Source organism: Paraperlucidibaca wandonensis (genome assembly GCF_042677145.1).
Classification (GTDB): domain Bacteria; phylum Pseudomonadota; class Gammaproteobacteria; order Pseudomonadales; family Moraxellaceae; genus Perlucidibaca; species Perlucidibaca wandonensis.
The window spans coordinates 113,152-132,824 of the sequence record NZ_JBHTIT010000002.1 but is presented as its reverse complement, the minus strand read 5'-3'; the positions used below and the strand labels follow the sequence as shown (position 1 = coordinate 132,824).

Annotated in this window: 18 protein-coding genes; 3 read left to right on the top strand and 15 right to left on the bottom strand. The window is 54.0% G+C overall.

Features of this window, described 5'->3' with window-relative positions:
* Positions 1 to 167: 167 nt before the first annotated feature.
* Both pssA and ilvC read right to left on the bottom strand, forming a co-directional pair.
* Entirely contained in the window at positions 168 to 965 is a 798-nt protein-coding gene (gene pssA, locus ACFQ0F_RS11705; RefSeq protein ID WP_340674824.1) for a CDP-diacylglycerol--serine O-phosphatidyltransferase, read from the bottom strand.
* Positions 966 to 1,086: 121 nt separating this feature from the next.
* Positions 1,087 to 2,103 carry a ketol-acid reductoisomerase gene (gene ilvC / locus ACFQ0F_RS11700; RefSeq protein ID WP_340674825.1) on the bottom strand — a complete coding sequence of 339 codons (1,017 nt, stop codon included), beginning with the start codon at positions 2,101 to 2,103 and terminating at the stop codon, positions 1,087 to 1,089.
* Between the two features lie 153 nt (positions 2,104 to 2,256).
* Here ilvC and ilvY point away from each other — a divergent pair, with 153 nt between their 5' ends.
* Complete coding sequence (gene ilvY / locus ACFQ0F_RS11695; RefSeq protein WP_379072438.1) at positions 2,257 to 3,141, top strand: HTH-type transcriptional activator IlvY; 885 nt, start codon at positions 2,257 to 2,259, stop codon at positions 3,139 to 3,141.
* Positions 3,142 to 3,248: 107 nt separating this feature from the next.
* Here the strand turns inward: ilvY and ilvN are convergent, their stop codons facing one another.
* The 6 genes from ilvN to rluD all read right to left on the bottom strand — a co-directional run bounded on the left by ilvN (position 3,249) and on the right by rluD (position 10,839).
* Positions 3,249 to 3,740 (bottom strand): acetolactate synthase small subunit, encoded by a 492-nt coding sequence (gene ilvN / locus ACFQ0F_RS11690; protein ID WP_340674827.1) that lies wholly within the window; start codon positions 3,738 to 3,740, stop codon positions 3,249 to 3,251.
* Positions 3,741 to 3,742: 2 nt separating this feature from the next.
* Positions 3,743 to 5,467, bottom strand: coding sequence for an acetolactate synthase 3 large subunit (locus ACFQ0F_RS11685; RefSeq protein ID WP_379072434.1), 1,725 nt, complete (start codon positions 5,465 to 5,467; stop codon positions 3,743 to 3,745).
* A 314-nt stretch (positions 5,468 to 5,781) separates the two neighbouring features.
* Positions 5,782 to 8,367 carry an ATP-dependent chaperone ClpB gene (gene clpB, locus ACFQ0F_RS11680; protein WP_379072431.1) on the bottom strand — a complete coding sequence of 862 codons (2,586 nt, stop codon included), beginning with the start codon at positions 8,365 to 8,367 and terminating at the stop codon, positions 5,782 to 5,784.
* A gap of 93 nt (positions 8,368 to 8,460) precedes the next feature.
* The gene (locus ACFQ0F_RS11675; protein ID WP_340674830.1) at positions 8,461 to 9,015 is read right to left on the bottom strand and encodes a flavodoxin family protein; all 555 of its coding nucleotides are present in this window, start codon (positions 9,013 to 9,015) and stop codon (positions 8,461 to 8,463) included.
* Between the two features lie 38 nt (positions 9,016 to 9,053).
* On the bottom strand, positions 9,054 to 9,881 hold the full coding sequence (pgeF, locus tag ACFQ0F_RS11670; protein ID WP_379072428.1) for a peptidoglycan editing factor PgeF: 828 nt from the start codon (positions 9,879 to 9,881) through the stop codon (positions 9,054 to 9,056).
* 4 nt (positions 9,882 to 9,885) lie between these two features.
* Complete coding sequence (rluD, locus tag ACFQ0F_RS11665) at positions 9,886 to 10,839, bottom strand: 23S rRNA pseudouridine(1911/1915/1917) synthase RluD (RefSeq protein WP_340674832.1); 954 nt, start codon at positions 10,837 to 10,839, stop codon at positions 9,886 to 9,888.
* A gap of 82 nt (positions 10,840 to 10,921) precedes the next feature.
* Here rluD and ACFQ0F_RS11660 point away from each other — a divergent pair, with 82 nt between their 5' ends.
* The gene (locus ACFQ0F_RS11660) at positions 10,922 to 11,659 is read left to right on the top strand and encodes an outer membrane protein assembly factor BamD (protein WP_379072425.1); all 738 of its coding nucleotides are present in this window, start codon (positions 10,922 to 10,924) and stop codon (positions 11,657 to 11,659) included.
* Here the strand turns inward: ACFQ0F_RS11660 and ACFQ0F_RS11655 are convergent.
* Both ACFQ0F_RS11655 and ACFQ0F_RS11650 read right to left on the bottom strand, forming a co-directional pair.
* Positions 11,656 to 14,103: a hypothetical protein gene (locus ACFQ0F_RS11655; protein WP_379072422.1), complete on the bottom strand. Its 2,448-nt coding sequence runs from the start codon at positions 14,101 to 14,103 to the stop codon at positions 11,656 to 11,658. The two genes, ACFQ0F_RS11660 and ACFQ0F_RS11655, sit on opposite strands and share 4 nt — an antisense overlap.
* A gap of 80 nt (positions 14,104 to 14,183) precedes the next feature.
* Positions 14,184 to 15,839, bottom strand: coding sequence for an NAD+ synthase (locus tag ACFQ0F_RS11650; RefSeq protein ID WP_379072419.1), 1,656 nt, complete (start codon positions 15,837 to 15,839; stop codon positions 14,184 to 14,186).
* A 74-nt stretch (positions 15,840 to 15,913) separates the two neighbouring features.
* Between ACFQ0F_RS11650 and ACFQ0F_RS11645 the strand changes: the two genes are divergently transcribed.
* Positions 15,914 to 16,189, top strand: a complete 276-nt coding sequence (locus tag ACFQ0F_RS11645) for a PP0621 family protein (protein WP_340675099.1) — start codon at positions 15,914 to 15,916, stop codon at positions 16,187 to 16,189.
* On the opposite strand, the gene thiO is transcribed toward ACFQ0F_RS11645, so the two are convergent.
* The 5 genes from thiO to ACFQ0F_RS11620 are packed head-to-tail and all read right to left on the bottom strand — an operon-like array spanning position 16,186 to position 19,660.
* Positions 16,186 to 17,268, bottom strand: a complete 1,083-nt coding sequence (thiO, locus tag ACFQ0F_RS11640; protein ID WP_379072415.1) for a glycine oxidase ThiO — start codon at positions 17,266 to 17,268, stop codon at positions 16,186 to 16,188. The two genes, ACFQ0F_RS11645 and thiO, sit on opposite strands and share 4 nt — an antisense overlap.
* 32 nt (positions 17,269 to 17,300) lie before the next feature.
* Positions 17,301 to 17,879, bottom strand: coding sequence for a GspH/FimT family protein (locus tag ACFQ0F_RS11635; protein ID WP_340675101.1), 579 nt, complete (start codon positions 17,877 to 17,879; stop codon positions 17,301 to 17,303).
* A complete protein-coding gene (locus tag ACFQ0F_RS11630) occupies positions 17,876 to 18,343 on the bottom strand; it encodes a hypothetical protein (RefSeq protein ID WP_340675102.1) in 468 nt (155 codons plus the stop codon). The genes ACFQ0F_RS11635 and ACFQ0F_RS11630 overlap by 4 nt, the downstream gene beginning before the upstream one ends.
* The gene (locus tag ACFQ0F_RS11625; RefSeq protein ID WP_340675103.1) at positions 18,333 to 19,166 is read right to left on the bottom strand and encodes a hypothetical protein; all 834 of its coding nucleotides are present in this window, start codon (positions 19,164 to 19,166) and stop codon (positions 18,333 to 18,335) included. Before ACFQ0F_RS11625 ends, ACFQ0F_RS11630 begins: the two co-directional genes overlap by 11 nt.
* On the bottom strand, positions 19,148 to 19,660 hold the full coding sequence (locus tag ACFQ0F_RS11620) for a type IV pilus modification PilV family protein (protein ID WP_379072411.1): 513 nt from the start codon (positions 19,658 to 19,660) through the stop codon (positions 19,148 to 19,150). The genes ACFQ0F_RS11625 and ACFQ0F_RS11620 overlap by 19 nt, the downstream gene beginning before the upstream one ends.
* Positions 19,661 to 19,673: the final 13 nt, after the last annotated feature.

Here is a 19,673-nt window from a genome sequence, read left to right as displayed (position 1 = left end):
ACTGTTTTTACACAACTAATCTTGTTTCGCTACCGAAGCAGCGCTGGTGTGGGGCGCATTATAGGGATGCCTGAGAGGGCGTCAACAGTTATTCGAAAAACAATTACTGACTGTCTGTAAAATAGACAGAAGTCCGCGTAAGCGCTTGATAGTTGATTAAGCGGTTTTTACGCCGCCTTACCGCGCCAGCGATTCCACACCGCTGCTATCGGGCCTGCAACCGCATAAAGCACGGAGACTGCGAGTATTCCGATAGGCAAATCGTACATAACAATGCCAAATATCAGCACTATCGGCAGCATCACCACAAACGGAACACGGCTTCGATCAAGCTCTTTGAAGCTGTAGTACTTCACATTGGAGATCATTAGGAAGCCAAGCGAGACAATAATGATCGCTGAAACAATGGAAAGCTCAGGATATTGCTCAAGTAGCTTGTTATCGACGCCAACCCAAACCACTGCCGCAACGATAGCACCAGCCAATGGGCTCGCCAAACCGATGAAGTAGCGCTTATCAGCGACATTTAGCTGCACATTGAAGCGAGCCAAGCGTAAGGCGGCCGCCACACAGTAGATGAACGCGCAAATCCAGCCGAGCTTGCCCAATGTGTGTAATGACCAACTAAACATCACCAGGGCCGGCGCAACACCAAAGGAGACCATATCGGAGAGTGAGTCGTACTCTGCTCCAAATGCACTCTGCGTATTGGTCATGCGCGCCACACGGCCATCCATGCCGTCAAACAACGCTGCCAGGAATATCGCAAGGGCTGCGGACTCGTATTGCCCATTCATGCCAGAGATGATGGCGTAGAAGCCCGAAAACAAAGCGGCTGTGGTAAATAAGTTAGGCAGAAGGTAAATACCGCGATGCCGCGCCTTTTTACCACCCTCGAGATGCTCTTCTTCAACGACTTCGAAGGTTAGGCCGGAATGATCATCGTGATCGTGTGGTTGTGACATAAGAAACTCCCAAAAAGATGAAGACATCTTAATCTTCGGCAAAAAAAAACGCGACCTAAGTCGCGCTTTTGCGACCGAAGGCCACTTTCATAGCCTTCGATCTAGATCACATCATGAGCAATTAGTTTTTGCTTTGATCAACCAGTTTGTTTTTCGAGATCCACGGCATCATACCGCGTAGCTGAGCACCAACAATTTCCACTGGGTGAGCAGCATTGAGGCGGCGACGAGCAGTCATGCTTGGATAGTTGGTTTTACCTTCCAAGATGAACATCTTCGCGTATTCGCCAGTTTGAATGCGCTTCAGTGCATTACGCATAGCTTCGCGTGACTGTTCGTTGATCACTTCTGGACCAGTAACATACTCGCCGTATTCAGCGTTGTTGGAGATCGAGTAGTTCATGGTGGCAATGCCGCCTTCGTACATCAGATCAACAATCAATTTCAGTTCGTGCAAGCACTCGAAATAGGCCATTTCTGGGGCATAACCAGCTTCGGTTAATGTCTCAAAACCCATTTTCACCAACTCTACAGCGCCGCCGCACAGCACAGCTTGTTCGCCGAACAAGTCGGTTTCGGTTTCTTCGCGGAAGTTAGTTTCGATAACGCCGCCTTTAGTGCCGCCGTTGGCTGCTGCATACGACAGCGCTACTTGCTTGGCATTACCTGAAGCATCTTGGTGCAAAGCGATCAAAGAAGGCACGCCGCCGCCTTTCAGGTATTCCGAGCGCACAGTGTGGCCTGGACCTTTAGGAGCAACCATGATGACGTCCAGGTCGGCGCGTGGAATCACTTGGTTATAGTGAATGTTAAAGCCGTGAGCAAAGGCTAGCGTGGCGCCTTGCTTGATGTTTGGTGCAATGTTGTTGGCATAAACTTCAGGAATGTTTTCGTCTGGCAGCAGAATCATCACCAGGTCGGCGCCTTTAACAGCGGCGTCAACTTCAGCTACTTTGATGCCGGCGGCTTCAACTTTCGACCACGATGCGCCATTTTTGCGCAGGCCAACGGTGACGTTAACGCCAGAGTCGGTCAGGTTTTGCGCGTGGGCGTGGCCCTGTGAGCCGTAGCCGATAATGGCAACGTTCATACCGCGAACGATGGAAAGATCAGCATCTTTATCGTAATAAACTTTCATAATGTCACTCTCGTGTGAGCCAAAAGCTCGTGTGGGTAATCGGTGGATGCACGCGATAAGCGTGGTGATCCGTGACGCGCACCATACGACATCCTTTGTATTGCGTAAAATGATATATTTGCAACGCAATATGCCGATAAAGGAAACATCCTAATGGACGCTCGTAGCCTGCAGCTCTTTCTTGCCCTTGCTGAGAATTTGCACTTCGGCCGCACTAGCCGCGAACAACACATCAGCCCATCGGCGCTAAGCCGCAGCATTAAGCAATTAGAAGATAGTGTTGGCGCCCCGCTCTTTCTGCGCGATAACCGCTCGGTGACACTGACACGCGAAGGCCGATTATTTCGGAAGTATGCCGGCGACACATTGCGCGGCTGGGATAGCCTTCGCCAATCCATGCGAGACGATAGCGACATTTTACGCGGCGAACTCAGCCTGTATTGCTCGGTGACCGCCAGTTACAGCTTTCTATATGACATCTTGAATGATTTTCGCAGTAATCACCCACATATAGAGATCAAGCTGCATACCGGTGATCCCGCAAAAGCTGTCGAACGTGTGCAGGAGGCGCGCGAAGACATTGCCATTGGCGCGCGCCCAGACAGCCTACCGCCGGGCGTTGTATTTCAGCCCATAGCTCGTTCCGATCTACGCTTCATTGGACCATTGAGCACTTTAGCGCTGAGTAATGAGCAAATTCGCCAGCCAACACTGGAGAGGTGGCGAGATGTGCCGATGATATTGTCAGAGGAAGGTTTGGCACGGACTCGAATTGAGCGTTGGCTACGCCGTCATGGCATTCGGCCGAAAATTTATGCTCAGGTTAGTGGCAACGAGGCTATTGTTAGTATGGTGAGTCTGGGCTTTGGCATAGGTGTAGTGCCGCAAATCGTGCTCGATAACAGCCCATTGGCGAGTCGAATTCGTACTTATGATATTGAGCCGCCGCTGACGCCTTATGACATTGGCTTGTTTGCATTAGAGAAGAGGCTTAAAGAGCCTTTGGTGAATGCGTTTTGGAATCGGCAAAGCAAGTGAGTAGCGCGCTTCGGAGCTTGCGATGAATAGCAGTCGCTGCTTATTGCATTCACATTGGCATAAAAAAGGCCCGCATTAAGCGAGCCTTTTTTTTCATTACGCCGAGATCAGACGCTGAGCACCTTATCGCCACGCGCAATGCCAGAGACGCCGGTACGCACCACTTCAAGAATAGTGATTTCCGACAATGCCTCGACAAAGGCATCTAGCTTCTCGCTAGGGCCTGTCAATTGAATGGTGTAGACGCTAGGAGTTACATCAACAATATGACCCCGGAAAATATCCGCCGTGCGCTTAATTTCAGCGCGAGCAGCACCAATTGCCTTGACCTTAATCAGCATCAATTCGCGCTCGATGTGCTGACCCTCACTGAGATCAACCACTTTAACAACTTCAATCAGCTTGTTTAGCTGCTTGGTGATCTGCTCGATTTTATGCTCATCGCCAGAGGTGGTCAGCGTGATGCGTGACAGCGTGGCGTCATCGGTAGGCGCAACAGTCAGTGACTCGATGTTGTAGTTACGCTGCGAAAACAGGCCAACCACACGCGACAAAGCACCCGGTTCGTTTTCTAATAAAAGAGAAATAATACGACGCATGATCACGTACGCTCCGTTTTGCTTAGCAACATGTCACGCATCGAACCCTTGGCGATATGCATTGGGTATACGTGCTCTTTAGGGTCGACATAGATGTCCAAAAACACCAACTTGTCGGTCATCGCCATGGCTTCGGCCATTTTGCTGTCGAGCTCGGCTGGATCAGTAATTTTCATACCAACATGGCCATAGGCTTCAACTAGTTTCACGAAGTCTGGCAGTGAGCCCATGTATGAGCTGGAGTGACGGCCTTCGTATTGCATGTCTTGCCATTGCTTAACCATGCCTAAGGACTGATTATTGATGTTGATGATTTTCACCGGCAAGCCGTACTGCAAGCAGGTCGACAGCTCTTGGATATTCATCTGAATCGATGCTTCACCGGTGACGCAGCAAACTGTAGCGTCTGGAAAAGCAAACTTCACGCCCATTGCCGCTGGCAGACCAAAGCCCATGGTGCCGAGGCCGCCAGAGTTGATCCACTGACGCGGGCGATCGTATTTGTAATAGAGAGCGGCAAACATTTGATGCTGACCAACGTCAGAGGTGATGTAAGCCTGGCCATTGGTGGCTTTATATAGCGCCTCAACGACTTGCTGTGGCTTCATCTGCCCAGGTGCGGCGGCTTCGTAGCGTAAGCCGTGGCGGGTACGCCATTGCGCAATTTGCTCCCACCAGATATTCAGCGCTTCAGCATCGGGCTTAGCCGCATCGGTGGCTTTCACCAAGGCAAGCATATCTGCAAGCACAGGTTCGACGGCTCCCACGATGGGAATATCAACCATAATGGTTTTCGAAATCGCCGCTGGGTCGATGTCAATGTGAATGATTTTCGCATTCGGACAGAACTTTTGCGTGTTGTTGGTAACACGGTCATCGAAGCGTGCGCCAACAGCGAGAATCAAATCGCTATGGTGCATGGTCATATTGGCTTCATAAGTACCGTGCATGCCCAACATGCCGATGAATTGCGGGTCGGTGCCTGGGAAAGCACCAAGACCCATCAGCGTGTTAGTGCAGGGATAGCCCAAGGTGCGCACGAGTTCAGTGAGCAACCCGGAGGCATTGCCTTGCACGACACCGCCGCCGGCGTAAATCACTGGGCGCTTTGCGGCCAGCAACTCATCCACAGCTTTTTTGATTTGACCGGCATGGCCACGGCCTGGCGGCGTGTATGAACGCAACTTGACCTTGGCGGGATATTCGTAAGGGAATTTCTCATTCGGGTTGGTGCAGTCTTTCGGCACGTCGATAACGACGGGGCCTGGACGACCAGAGGCAGCAATATAGAACGCCTTTTTCACCACAGCCGGAATTTCGCTGGCGTGCCGAATTTGGAAGCTATGCTTCACGATAGGACGGCTGACGCCAACCATATCGGTTTCTTGGAAGGCATCTTCGCCAATCAAGTTCGATGGCACCTGGCCCGAGATCACCACCAAGGGGATCGAGTCCATATAAGCCGTGGCAATCGCGGTGACCGTATTGGTCGCGCCGGGGCCGGAAGTCACCAATACGGTGCCGACTTTGCCAGTGGCACGCGCATAGCCATCGGCAGCATGGCCGGCAGCTTGTTCATGACGCACTAAAATATGTTTGACTTTATCCTGCTGGAAGATGGCATCGTAAATATGCAACACCGCCCCGCCGGGATAACCAAATAGAAACTCCACGCCTTCATCTGCAAGCGCGCGGATGAGCATTTCACCGCCTGATAACTGTTCCACAATTCACCCTATTTTTAGGAATGGCTATGCCTGCGCGCGGCCGCCTTTAAGGGGCCGAATCTTACCACAGGCGCTGTACTCATGGGGGCTGATGCAGATGCTCTTGACCTCGGGGTCGAGGTGGCAACGTGCTGGCTGCGGGTGCGCACAGCGTGTTGCAGAGCAGGCAGTATAAGACGGCGAGGTACGCGTCTCGAATCAGAGCAATCGCTGCTCTGGCGCCGATTTGCTGAGGGTGGTCAGCGTGTCGGCGCCCTCCATGAAGCTGAGTATTTTTTATGCACAGCGTTTATATGTCAAGCCTTTAACTGCGCTTAATGCAGTCTTGGGCGCTGACATACCAACACACCCTGCTCTAGTTCTACAAAGATTGTATCGCCAGCAACGAAGTCACCGCGCAGCAAGTGGTCGGCTAGCGGGTTTTCGAGCTCAGCCTGAATGGCACGTTTCAAAGGTCGCGCGCCATACAAAGGATCAAAGCCGACAGCAGCCAAATGCGCCATGGCAGCATCACTGAGTTCCAGCTTGAGCTCGCGATCGGCTAAGCGCTGGCGTAGACGATCCAGCTGAATATCGGCGATGACACGGATTTGTGCCTCGCCCAATGGAGCAAAGACCACAGTCTCATCAATACGGTTGACGAACTCCGGCCTGAAATGACGATGCACAGCCTCCATGACCGCTGCACGTACTTGATCGCCCTGCCCGGCTTGCGTCAGGCTTTGAATCAAGTCTGCGCCCAAGTTCGAGGTCATGATGATCAAGGTATTGCGGAAGTCGACAGTACGGCCTTGGCCATCGGTGAGACGACCGTCTTCGAGCACTTGCAGCAAGATATTGAACACATCAGGGTGTGCTTTTTCGACTTCATCGAGCAAAACGACGGAGTAGGGTTTGCGACGCACAGCTTCGGTCAATGTGCCGCCAGACTCATAACCAACATAGCCTGGAGGTGCGCCAACCAAGCGTGACACCGAGTGTTTTTCCATAAACTCCGACATATCGATACGCACCATGGCGTCATCACTGTCGAAAAGGAAATTCGCCAGTGCTTTGCACAGCTCAGTCTTACCAACGCCGGTTGGGCCTAAAAATAGGAAAGAACCGCTAGGACGATCGGGATCGGTAAGGCCGGCACGCGAGCGGCGCACGGCATTGGCCACGGCTTTCACGGCCTCGTCTTGACCAACGACGCGCTCGGTGAGCACTGCTTCCATTCTTAGCAGTTTGTCGCGTTCGCCTTCGAGCATGCGCGCCACGGGAATGCCGGTTGTGCGCGCAACTACTTCAGCGATTTCAGCTTCAGTGACTTTGCTACGCAGCAATGTTGCCTCTGGGCGCTCGCCATTTTGCGCCTCAGCCAAACGCTTTTCTAATTCAGGGATGCTGCCGTACTGCAACTTTGACATTGTCTCTAGATCGCCTTGGCGTTTAGCGGCATCGAAATCCAGGCGCGCCTTCTCTAGCAGCTCTTTGACTTGCTGTGCGCCGGCCACCGAGGATTTCTCACTACGCCAGATCTCATCGAGATCGGCGTATTCACGTTCGAGCTTGAGGATGTCTTCCTCCAACTTCACCAAGCGCTGCTGCGAGGCGGCATCGTCTTCATTTTTCAGCGCCTCACGCTCCATTTTCAACTGAATGAGGCGGCGATCTAAACGATCCATGGACTCCGGGCGTGAATCCATTTCCAAGCGTATGCGCGACGCTGCCTCATCGATCAAGTCAATGGCTTTGTCGGGCAGCTTGCGATCACTGATGTAGCGATGCGACAAGCGTGCGGCTGCAATAATCGCTGGATCGGTAATATCGACGCCATGGTGCAATTCGTAGCGCTCTTTCAAGCCGCGAAGAATGGCCACGGTGTCTTCCACGCTGGGCTCATCGACTTGAATTTTTTGGAAGCGGCGTTCAAGTGCGGCATCTTTTTCAATGTATTGGCGATACTCATCGAGCGTGGTGGCACCAACGCAATGCAATTCACCGCGAGCCAGTGCGGGCTTGAGCATATTGCCGGCATCCATCGCGCCTTCGGCTTTACCAGCGCCGACCATGGTGTGGATTTCGTCAATAAACAAAATGACTTGGCCTTCGCGTTTGGCCAGGGCGGTGAGTACTGACTTCAGGCGCTCTTCGAACTCGCCACGAAATTTGGCACCAGCAATGAGCGCGCCCATATCTAGCGATAAAACGCTTTTAGATTTCAGGCTATCGGGCACTTCGCCATTGACGATGCGCTGCGCTAGACCTTCTACGATGGCGGTCTTACCGACGCCAGGCTCACCAATGAGTACGGGATTATTTTTGGTACGCCGCGAAAGCACTTGTAGCGTGCGGCGAATTTCTTCATCGCGGCCGATGACTGGGTCGAGCTTGCCAGCTCGAGCGCGCTCGGTGAGATCGATGGTGTATTTTTCTAAGGCTTGGCGCTGCTCTTCGGAACCAGCGCTGTTGACGTTTTCGCCGCCGCGCAAGCCATCGATGACTTTGCTCAATGAATCGCGAGTAAGGCCTGATTGCGTGAGTAATTTACCCGCCGTGGTATTGGCGTCTATGCAGGCGAGCAGCACCCACTCGCTGGCGATGAAACTGTCGTGTTTTTCTTGCGCGAGTTTATCGGCAAGATTGAGCACACGTATTAGGTCTGGATTCGGTGCCATTTCGCCACTGGATTTGGCGATGCGCGGCAGATCGTCGAGCGCTTTGCTAAGAGCTACGCGCAGGCGCGGCAGCTGACCGCCAGCTTGCGAAATCATCGGTGCAATGGCGCTGTCGGCGGGCGTTAATAAAGCATCCAGTAAATGCACGGGATCGAGGCTGTTATGGTCGCGACCAACAGCTGCTGATTGGGCATTGGATAATGCAGTTTGTAATGTGGCGGTTAGGCGATCTAAGCGCATCGATTGACCCTCATGTCCACGCGCGAAATGCGCTGATGTCTATGATTTGTGGGGTCTATCGATGAATTTCAAGGGCTAGGGTTGATGCTTGCGCTATTTAGCGCCACGCTGCCAGCGTACTGTACGCTCGGCGATGTGCTGACCAAAAGCTTCTGCAGTGTCGCGATCGCCCTGCGGCGGCGTATGTTCTGGCGCTTCGTTATCGGCCTGTGTCATTAAGCCCGAATAAGACCCGAGGCGATTTAAATCGGTTGGGCCAGTGCCACTTGGCTGCAAGGCAAAGTTGACCCAAAGCATGCCGTGCTGGCCAGCAAAGGTTTGTAACTGCTGCAGCGCAACTTGTTTGTCGCCACTTAAGGCGCCGGAGTTAACAAAGCCCGCAGCGACTTTATCCTGCCAGCCTTGCGCAAACCACGTACGTGAACTGTCATCCATAAACTGTTTGAACGTGGCAGAAACACTGCCCATATAAACTGGTGCGCCAAAAACAATGGCCTCGGCAGCGGCTAAAACTTCCCAGTCAACATCAACCACCGACATGGCTTGCGCTTGTACGCCAGCGACACGATTGGCGCCATTAACGACGCACAGTGCGACCTGCTCGGTGTGACCAAAACCACTGTGATAAATAACAACCATTGGCGTCATGCCAACTCCTTTAAATATGTACTAGTTTTAAGCGCCGCCTAGTTAGGCCGGTTTCGCCAGATCACACTGGCCATTCGCCCTGTTGCTGCTTCGCGGCGATAGGAGAAGAAGCGCGATGATTCGCTGAAAGTGTCCAAGCCGCCACCATACACCGCTGAGACACCGGTGCGCAGCAGGCGTATGCGTGCGAGCTGGTAAAGATCGGCGAGGTAATGGCCTGGCTTATTAGCCGAAAACGCTGCCTTTGTGGCCTCTAGCTCATCATCTATTGCCAATGCGATAAACGCCTCGCGCACTGATTCACCAACCTCAAAGCTATTTGGCCCGATGGCTGGGCCTAACCATGCCATCAAGGTTTGTTGAGGCGAAAAAGTCGCAGCGGTGGCTTCTAAAATGCCATTGCAGAGGCCGCGCCAACCGGCATGAGCCACGGCAACGCGCTCACCTGCGATATCGGTGAAAAACACCGGCAGGCAGTCGGCGGTCATCACCACTAAGGCGAGGCCTGCATCAGCTGTTGAGCTGGCATCGGCATCGATGGGCGTGCAGGCAGATTGCTCATCTAATACTGATGATCTGGGCTCAAGCACATCGATGCCGTGGATTTGATTTAGCCAGATGAGCTCACCACGACTACCGCGAGCGTGGCAAAAGCCCGTCAGGCGCTGGCGATTCTCGGCTACGGCTTGCGCGTCGTCATTGACATGATGGCCTAGGTTTAAGCTGTCGAATGGTGCCGTACTAACGCCGCCGGCTCGCGTAGTTACCCATGCTTGCACGTGCGCCGGAGCTGGCCAATCGGCACGAATAAGCTGTGACTGATCTAATGTTTTTGGGCTTCCAACAGCCTCTCTTAGATCGCTCACTTGCTTACTCGCGCGCTGCATCAGTTTTAAGCGCCAACAGCAGTGCCTCGAAATCTTCCGGCAATGGCGACTCCCACAGGCATTGCTCTTCAGTTGCCGGATGCACCAAGCCTAACCGGCGTGCATGCAAGGCCTGCCGACCAAATTCGCGCATCGTGTCTTGCAGTTCTGGCGATGCGCCTTTGGGAAAGCGCAGTCGGGAATACACCTGATCGCCGACTAAAGCATTGCCGACATGTGCCATATGCACGCGAATTTGGTGAGTGCGGCCAGTTTCTAACTGAATGCGCAAGTGCGTGTGATTGGGGTAACGCTGCAAAATGCGGTATTGCGTTACGGCATTACGCCCGCCAGCAACAACTGCCATGCGCACACGATCATGCGGATGGCGATCGATAGGCGCATCAACAGTGCCGCCTGCGGTCATTTGGCCGTATGCCACCGCTTCGTACTCGCGATACACCAGCTTGCTGGCGAGCTGAGCCACCAAATGCGTATGGGCCGGCAAAGTTTTGGCGACAACCATCAGGCCCGTGGTGTCACGGTCGAGGCGATGCACAATGCCAGCGCGCGGCAGGTTCACTAAATCGGCTTGATGATGCAGGAGCGCATTCATCAAAGTGCCGGTGTGATTGCCTGCTCCGGGATGCACAACCAAGCCCGCAGGCTTGTTGATCACCATCAGATAGCTGTCTTCATAGATAATATCGAGCGCAATATCTTCGGGCTTAGCCTGGGTCTCTTCTTCCAGTAGCGCCTCAATAACCAACTGCTCGCCGCCCAAAACTTTCTCTTTGGGTTTGCGCTGCTCGCCATTGCAGGTCAGCATGCCGTTGTGGATCCACTGTTTCAGGCGTTCGCGCGAGTATTCGGCGAAAAGGGAGGCAGCGGCTTGGTCAATACGGCAACCGGCAAGCTCTGGTGGAACAACAGCATTTAGTGAAATTGCTTGCGACATGGTTTGGCGGGCTCGTCGAGCTAGTGTTTAATAGGGGCATTGTACCCGCGCACCACCCTTGGTGCTCATCTTGGATGAATTCATGAAAAAGATGTCACGTTTATTTCTCACCGCCGCAGTGCTTTTACTCGCGGCCTGTGTCTCGCAAAAGCCTACGGTTAAAACTGAAGCCAGCTATTACAGCGAAGCTCATGATGCCCTCAAAGCCGGCAACTACAGCGTCGCCACTGCTGGCTATGAAGCGCTAGAGTCGCAATATCCCGTTGGTAATTACACCGAACAGGCTCAGCTCGAGCTAGTTTATGGTCGCTATATGCAAGGCGACTACGCTAGCGCAATTGCCGCTATTGACCGCTATATGCGCCTGCATCCTGAGTCTGCAAACTTAGATTACGTATTTTATATGCGTGGCCTGTCTAACTTTGCCATTGACCAAGATGCCATTCTGAAGCGCCTACCGATAAATATGGCGCATCGCGACATGGGTCAAGCGAAAGTCGCTTTTGATGATTTCCGCCAGCTCATCACACGCTTTCCAAGCAGCCAATACAACGCCGACGCCCACCAACGCCTGATTTATCTGCGCAACCAATTTGCTGAAGCAGAACTGCATGTAGCCCGCTATTACGAAATGCGCGGCGCTTTCGTTGCTGCCATCAATCGTGCACGTTGGATCGTCGAAAACTATCCCGAAAGCCAAGCTGTGCCGAAAGCACTGAGCATTCTGGTAAATAACTACAACGCCTTGAACATGAAAGATCTTGCTGCTCAAGCGCAAGATCTACTGAAAACCATCGAGCCCAGCAAAAAAGCCGGTTAATCCAACGTCGGAGCTTTCCTCAAGCGCCGACGATACGCGGTTAATCCAAGCTCAACCTCGGGTTTGGATTGACCTAGCCAATGCAGCTTGCCCTCCTCGCTAATAACAGGTGCGGCAAGCTGGACTGGCGATGTGCCTAAATCTATTTCCTTCGCCAACTCTGTACTGCGGCCTTTGCGCCATGGCAAATCATAGAGCCTGGTTTGAATATCGGCGGCAAGGCAAAGTGCTTTCGGCGGCAAAGCGGCCTCTAGTGTTAGCACTACCCGAGCATCTAGCCACTTCGGACTCAGCCCTAAACTTTGCTCGGATGAGAATTGACGCTGCCAACCGATGTTGTGTGTTGGCGGCGCGGTAGGTGTTGTCCATTTTGGCAGGCTACTTATCACTAATGGTGCGGCGCGTTCGTCATCGAGCCAGGCTGAAAGCAGCACGCCATCGGCTTCGCTAGCGCGAGTAGCCAAGCTTAATGCCACTCGGCGTCGGCCATTAGCATCGGGTTGAATAGAGAGACTTGGCGCGGCAAGGATTTCGACCTCGGCTAGATTAGCGCTAGGCTGAGCAATGATTGTGGGGCGAGTAAAACTCTTGTCATGAGCGTTAGTTTGCAGTCGCCAAATGCGCCCTAGGTCATCGACACCGTAGCCTCGAATACTTTGCTGCCAGCTAATAAATGTCCACGGTACCGGCCATTGCGGCGATTCACTCTCAGTCTCTGCTCGCCAAAGTATCTCGCCGGTTAAGCCATTTACTCTTGAGAGATGACTGGCATCAGGCATCACAGCCCTAACCCCCAATAAAAGTTCAGGCGCTGTGCTTGTTAACGACTTCGGCAAGATGCTAAAGCTATCGACCGATGTAGCTGATAGTGGCAATAATCTAGGTTGCTGCGGCTGACTTAAGTCCAGTGCAAGCAGCCTTCCCGCTAGCAAGGCAAAAACAATTCTTTCGCCCAGACCACCCTCCCAGAGTTGCAGTGCATATGAACTAAGCTGCTCTGGGCGTAGAGCTGTCGGCTGCGCCAATAATTGCGCTCGGTGCGCCTGCCAAACTGTCGGCTGCCAGCGCCACAATAAGTCGCCTGAGTCTCCATCGCGTAAATAAAATGTGCCGTCGACACTCAACCACAGCAAGGTTTGCGCTCGACCTGTCGCACTTGTTGGGTCGGGCCCTGTATCAATCAGTAATGAATCGCCTAGCGCCACTGCTTTAGCGGTATTTGCAGGAGGGTCTATTGCCGTGAGCTGCCCTTGTGAGCCTAAAACGGTGTCACTCAGCAGCAATCCTTGTGATGATTCGGTACCAATTTTCGCCTGCAAGCTTGGTGAAAGTGTGCTGACATCAGCGCAGTCCATGAGCGATAAACAGGCTCGAAAGCCGTGATCCCCCGGCCATAACGCACGCCCCAGCGTAGGGCTAGCAAAATACACATCGACACCATTAAAACTACCAAGATGGCTGCGCGGCACTAGTCGGTATGGCTGCAATGGCCCTTGCAGCGCCAGATCTAACCATCGCGTTAACTGCGCTGAAATATCGTCTTGCAACTCGTTAGCTGTGAGCAATAGGCCTTCATTGCCACCGCAAGCATCAGATAATCGTGCGGGCCGATAGTTCACTGTCGTTTCTTTTGGCACTGCCTCGCCCTGCACTTGGGCTAATAGTTTCGCGGCTAGATCAGGCACCAAGTCAGTGCGATCTCCCGTGTGCATCAGCAAGCTATTTAATACGCGCCGCCACTGCGCTCGACCGCTTAGCATCGCCGATGGGCTTTGCCAACTTAAGCGCCAAATGACCGGCGTCGAAGCAAAAACTACCCATGGCGAATCGGCGCGTGGCACCAACTCAAGGATGGCTTGCGCTGCATCGGCGAATGGCCATGGGTTAAGTACAGAATCTAAAGCCACGATAATCGATGAGCCACTGTCTATTGCGGTCACAGACTGTGTAGGCGAACCAGTGAAGCTGACATCGAGCTCGTATGGCCCTCGCGGAGGCCCCGAACGCGCGAGCACAAGCTCGGCATGAACATTGGAAATCGCCTCGGCAGGTAGAGGCAGCACCAGTCCCGACTCCATGCTCGCAGATAGCAGCTTAACTTGGCGATGCCTGGGCTCCGCTGGCCATACTCGAGAAAGGTTTAACGGCCACGGCGGCATCAGCTCCCGCACTGCCACATCGCCCTGCGCATCCGGCATGCCCGCGAGTAGACCAATGCCTACCCCGTCACTGGGTAATGGCCGCAAGCTAGCCGCCGACTGCCCAGGGCTAGACTCGATAAACCATTGCTGTAGTGACGATATCGGCAACGGCGCCGAGGTATCTATTGCCCACCACAACGCCGGCACAGGCGCTGGCGTGGCGGGGAAAAATCGCGAGAGCGCATTAGCGCCAAGTGCACCGGAGAGCATCAGCAAACAGCAGGTCAGTAAACCTTTACGCATGGCGCCCGCCTCCTTGCGAGAGAGCCTATGCCTTTAAAGGTAGTCACGCCCTGAGCACTTCGCTAGGGCGAGGGCAAATTTTAGTCGCCGATTTTCCAACCATTAACGATGGGATAGCGCCGATCTTTGCCAAAGCCACGACGACTAATGCGCGGGCCAACAGCTGACTGCCGCCGTTTGTGCTCACTGATGTCGACTAGGCGCAGCACATGATTAACTTGCTCAGCATCAAAGCCGGCCGCGATGATGTCGTGCGCACTTTCATCACACTCAATATAGCGGCGCAAAATCTCATCAAGCGCAGGATATGGCGGCAGCGAATCTTCATCTTTTTGATCGGGCGCAAGCTCGGCTGACGGCGGTCGATCAATAACGCGCTGCGGCACAATATCGGCCTCGCCAGCGGCGCGCGCCTGCGCATTACGCCAACGACATAGCTCGAAAACCTCGACTTTTGGCACATCTTTTAAGACCGCAAAGCCGCCAGCCATATCGCCATAAAGCGTGGCATAACCCACTGACATTTCAGACTTATTACCCGTTGGCAAAACCAGATAGCCAAGCTTATTAGAGATCGCCATGAGCAATACGCCGCGCGAACGTGCTTGTAAATTTTCCTCGGTTTTATCGGCACCAAGGCCGGCAAAGGTTTCGCTTAGCGTGTTGGTAAAGGCCTCAACCATAGCGACGATGGGCAAGCTGCTGTAATGCACACCTAAGCGCGTGGCTTGCTCGGCGGCGTCATTGCGGCTGATGTCGGCGGTGTAGTGATACGGCATCATCACCGCACGCACACGCGAGGCGCCTAGTGCGTCACACGCAATGGCCAGAGTCAGCGCAGAATCAATACCGCCCGAGAGGCCGAGTAGTACACCTTTGAAGCCACTTTTAGTGACGTAATCACGTAATGCCAAAACCAGCGCTTGGTAAATCGATTCGTGGCGATCAGGCAGCCTAGCTTGTGTACTCGAGCTGATATGACGTGTTGCCACATCAACATCCACAACATGTAAGCCGGCGCTAAACAGCGGTGCTTGCATAGCCACTTCGCCCGATGCCTGTAGCGCAAACGAACCACCATCGAAGACTAGTTCGTCTTGGCCGCCAACCACATTGCAATAAAGTATCGGCAGATCTAGCTCGCACGCGCGCTCACCAACAACACCCAAGCGCTCAGCCGCTTTGCCGACATGAAATGGCGAAGCGTTGATATTAATCAGCAATTCAGCACCAGCTTCCTTGGCAGCGCGAGCGGGACCGGAATGCCAAATATCCTCACAAATCGTCAAGCCAATACGCATACCATGAAGCTCAAATACTGTGGCCCCAGTGCCAGCGACGAAGTAGCGCAGCTCATCGAAGACCTCGTGATTTGGCAGCTGATGTTTAGCGTAACGCGCTAGGCACTGGCCATCGCGTATGACCCAAGCGGCATTATGCAGACCGTTTTCGCGCTGCTCAGGTAAGCCAAACACTAGCGTAATGCCCTGTATCGTCTTCAGCTGCTCAACAGCTGCCTGTACGCGGCGCTCAAGGCTAGGCCGCAGCAATAAATCCTCTGGTGGATAACCGGTAAGGCTGAGCTCCGGAAAAATAATGGCATCGGCTTTGAGCTCATCGCGAGCATGTACAGCTTGCGCCATCATCAAAGCGGTATTGCCCGGAATATCGCCGACCAAAAAGTCGAGCTGGGCTAGAGCGAAGCGAATAGAGGTGTGTGGCGATTGTAGAGACATGGCAATTTCAGTAGGCAGTTGGCACGAAGTTGCCTAGGATAGTCGAGTACGCGCATTGGCAGAAGGAAACTCGCATGTTGGGCATTATTCGTCTCATAATTTTATTGGCTCTAGGCTGGTTAGCTTATCGCTATATTCGGCGCTTTTTGGCGTTGGACAAACCCGCTGACGGCTCTTCTGAGCAATCTAACTCAGGCTCAGATCGGCAACAGCAAAGCCTGCCTATGCAGCGCTGCGCTCAGTGCCAAATACATCTGCCCGAGGGTGAAAGCACACGCTCAAGTGGCCACTATTTTTGCTGCGAAGCACATCGCGATGCATGGCTAGAAAACAACTCTAAAGACCATTAAGTCATTGGGGCGTAAGGCGCGGCAGCTAAGCGTGGCGTGCGTCCTAGCACTAAGTCGCTAATTAGCGCCGCAGATGCCGGCGCTAGCACCAAGCCGTTGCGGTACTGACCGGCATTAACCCAGACTCCAGCTTGCTCGGGCACGGCACCAATAAACGGGATGCCATTGGGCGAGCCTGGCCTGAGGCCAGCCCAATGCCGCACCGGCGGCTGCTCGGTCAGGCCCGGCCATAGCGAAGCCGCCGCTTTTTCAAGCAACTCGCGTGCCTCTGCCGTGGTGCGATTATCAAACCCCGCTTCTTCCAAGGTCGAGCCGCATAGCACCAAGCCATCTGCGCGAGGAATTAGGTAATGGCCATCGCGCAAAATCATGCTTGTAATGGTGCCTGGAGCGGTTTCGTACTGCAGCATTTGGCCGCGCACCGGGCGCACTGGCACGGCTGCTCGCGGCAGTAATTTTGCGCTCCAAGCGCCGGCGCAAACAATCACAGCATCGGCCTCGACTAGCTCGCCAGAGGTAAACATGACTGATGCCGAGTGACTAGCTTGAGCACCACTAACTGAGCTAATGGCTGTTTTCGAGCGTAACTGCACCTGTGGATAGCGCTGTAGATCGGCTATCAATGCTTTCAGTAATCGCGGGTTTCTCACTTGGGCTATATCAGGGAAAAATACACCCTGCTCCGCGTCATGCGCCAAGCCTGGCCAACGCTCACGCAAAGAGTCGGCATCAAGTACTTCGCAGGTTGTCGCATTCGCCTGCGCCCAAACACGCGCATCTCGAGCATCGTCGGTATTCACAAATAATAAGCCCGATGTCAGCAACTCAATATCGATGCCGACATCAGCCATCAGCTCATCACGCAGGAGTGGATACGCAGCTTGCGCCCATTGTGAGAGCGCCGTAACGGCAGGTGAATAGCGCCACGGATATAGCGGCGAAACGATGCCGCCGCCAGCCCAAGATGCCTGCTGCGCAAGCTCACCTTGATCGCAAAGCATGACTTCAACGCCGGCCTTGGCTAACTCGCGTGCCGTTAACAGGCCATTGATACCTGCGCCGACAATCACTACTCGCATAAGAACCCCAATAAAATCTAAGTAAAACCGCCTCAGCTTAGCCAACCACAAACATCACGGGCAGCTTGCAGTACGGCTGGCGAATCTTGGCTGGGCCGGCGTATACGCATACGCCCCGACTTACTGACAATGACTTGTCGTAGTGCCGCCTCATCAATCACTGGCGGGCATACCGTCAGCGTACCATTCGACAGCACAGCATCGCCCTGAGCACTCCAGGTCAGCCAATCTTGATTACGAAAACTACGCCAGATCATACGCCATGCCTTCGGAATATCTGGCGATAGGCTTTGCACGTGCTCGCTACGCTGACGTATGCCATCGGCATTATCATCGCGAAATACCAGCCACTTTGCCTGCCACACCGCTTGGCAACGCGAACCATCGGCACTGGCACAAACCACCCAGTTCTGGCGATCTTGCTGAGCAAGCTGGCGTAGTTGCTCCATGGCAATGACCCAGTTTGCTGTCCAATGCCTTGCCTGCTGCTGGCGCTGCCACGAACCCGCCCAAGCAAAACTCGCGCTTAGCATAATCCCTGTCAGTGCCATGGCGATAAGCCATTCGCACAATAATGCTCCTTGTGATGACTGCCGAATGATTATTTTCATGGCAAGCTCCTTTGCTCGTAATCAAACAGCCAACGACTACTCTGGCCATTCCGACTCGTTGCTTGTACGCGCAAGCGATAGTTCTGAGTCAGCACGCCGGGCCAGCTGCGCACCGATGCTTCATCGCGCTCAAGCTGCCAGGCCCAGCGCACAGTCGTCGTTGGCAAGCAAGGCGTTTGCGTCAATGACTGACGTGGCTCACTGGCGCAAGCGGTGCGCAATAGCGGCCCCAAAGGATGCCAAAGCGCCTGCTGATCAGGTGCTGATAATCGCTGCAGCGATAAACTCTGAAGCTTGCCCGCAATGTGCTCGACCAAGATTTCTCGCTGCCAATAGCTTTCGATTCGCCGCACCGAAAAACCACTCGCCGCTGCCTGCTGAATAGTAATAATCGCTAGCTGCGCCAAGCTACCTAGCACGATGACAATCAGCCACAGCACTTGGCCTTGCTGTTTAGGGCGCATGGCTTAGCTCCCACGTCATCTCTAGCGTGTGCTGAACTCGCCGCTCGGCAACAGGCGCGATAGTTGGCGCTAACCAGTTCTCAGGTGCCTGCCAGCGCCGCGCTCGTGACAGTTGGTCTTCGCTAGTTGTCCACAAAGCCACGCGAAGTCCGGCAATTGCTGATGTTTGTTGCTGCGTTCGCCAACTCTCGATATCGATCCAGCGCGCTGCACTATCGCCTTCTGTCGCAGCTAATGCCCGCCACGAAATCGCATTCACACCAGACATCAAGACAATGCCGGCATCACCCAAGGCATGGCAGCCAGAATCATCGCAATAGCCGCTATCACAGGCTAAAGCCCAGAGTGGCGAGACACTTTCTTTACGCAGAAATAGCCGACTAATTTGGCGTGCGCCCACCGCGGTACGCCGGCCTTCGCAGTCGAAATCATTTTTGTCACTTTCGATAAGTCGTTGCAGAAGCAATTGGTCGCTCGCGACGCGCCCAGTACCCGGCAAAGCCTTTGGCCACCACGCCGCTAATGCTGGATCATCCAAGCCAAATGGATGCACACCGCCGGCGCCGGCATTTGTGATGAGCTGATCGAGACGCTGAGTTAGCCAATAGCTCGACTCCTGCAATTGCGCCGGCACACGCTGCGACATCGCCAATACCACGCTGCTTTGCAGCCATGCCATGGCCGCTGCCAAAACCAATGCGCCAAGCACTGCGGCCATGGCCCATTCGGCAATAGCAATGCCGCGCTGAGAAGGCCTCAGGCGTGCGGCAGTAGCCACTCCGCTGGAGCCTAGAGCTAAGCAGCTCATGGCGGCAGCAACCATTGCAGGCAGCGCTCAAAGCGCAAAGGCGTACGCGTGCCGTTGCAACTACTGGCAGCACTACCCCAGCCCAGCCATAGGCAATCCGCTAGCCATTCTCGGCAAGGCTGAATTTGCCATTGCGCCCGTGTTAGGTCCTTAAGCGCGCTAGCCACCCAAGCAATATCGGCCTGTGCGCGAGCAGACATTGAACAGCTGTCTTGCGTGCAGCGAAAGTCATTGCCGGCGTTACTCAAACCTTGAGCTATGCCAGCACGATAACTAGCTGCCGCAGGTGAGTTCAGCTGCCAACGTAGCGATAGTTCACGCAACGCCATAACTGCCTGTAAGCGCTGGCTGGCATCGCGCTGAAGCAGCTTGGCCTGCTGATGCGCAGACAAAAGCCCGGTCAGCGCGACCATCATTAGTGTGAAAGCGATCAAGGTCTCGGGCAGGCCTAGGCCGCGCTGCTGCCACACGAGCAATACTTGTGAGCGCTGAGCACGGGCATGCGTCATAGCCACCTCCATG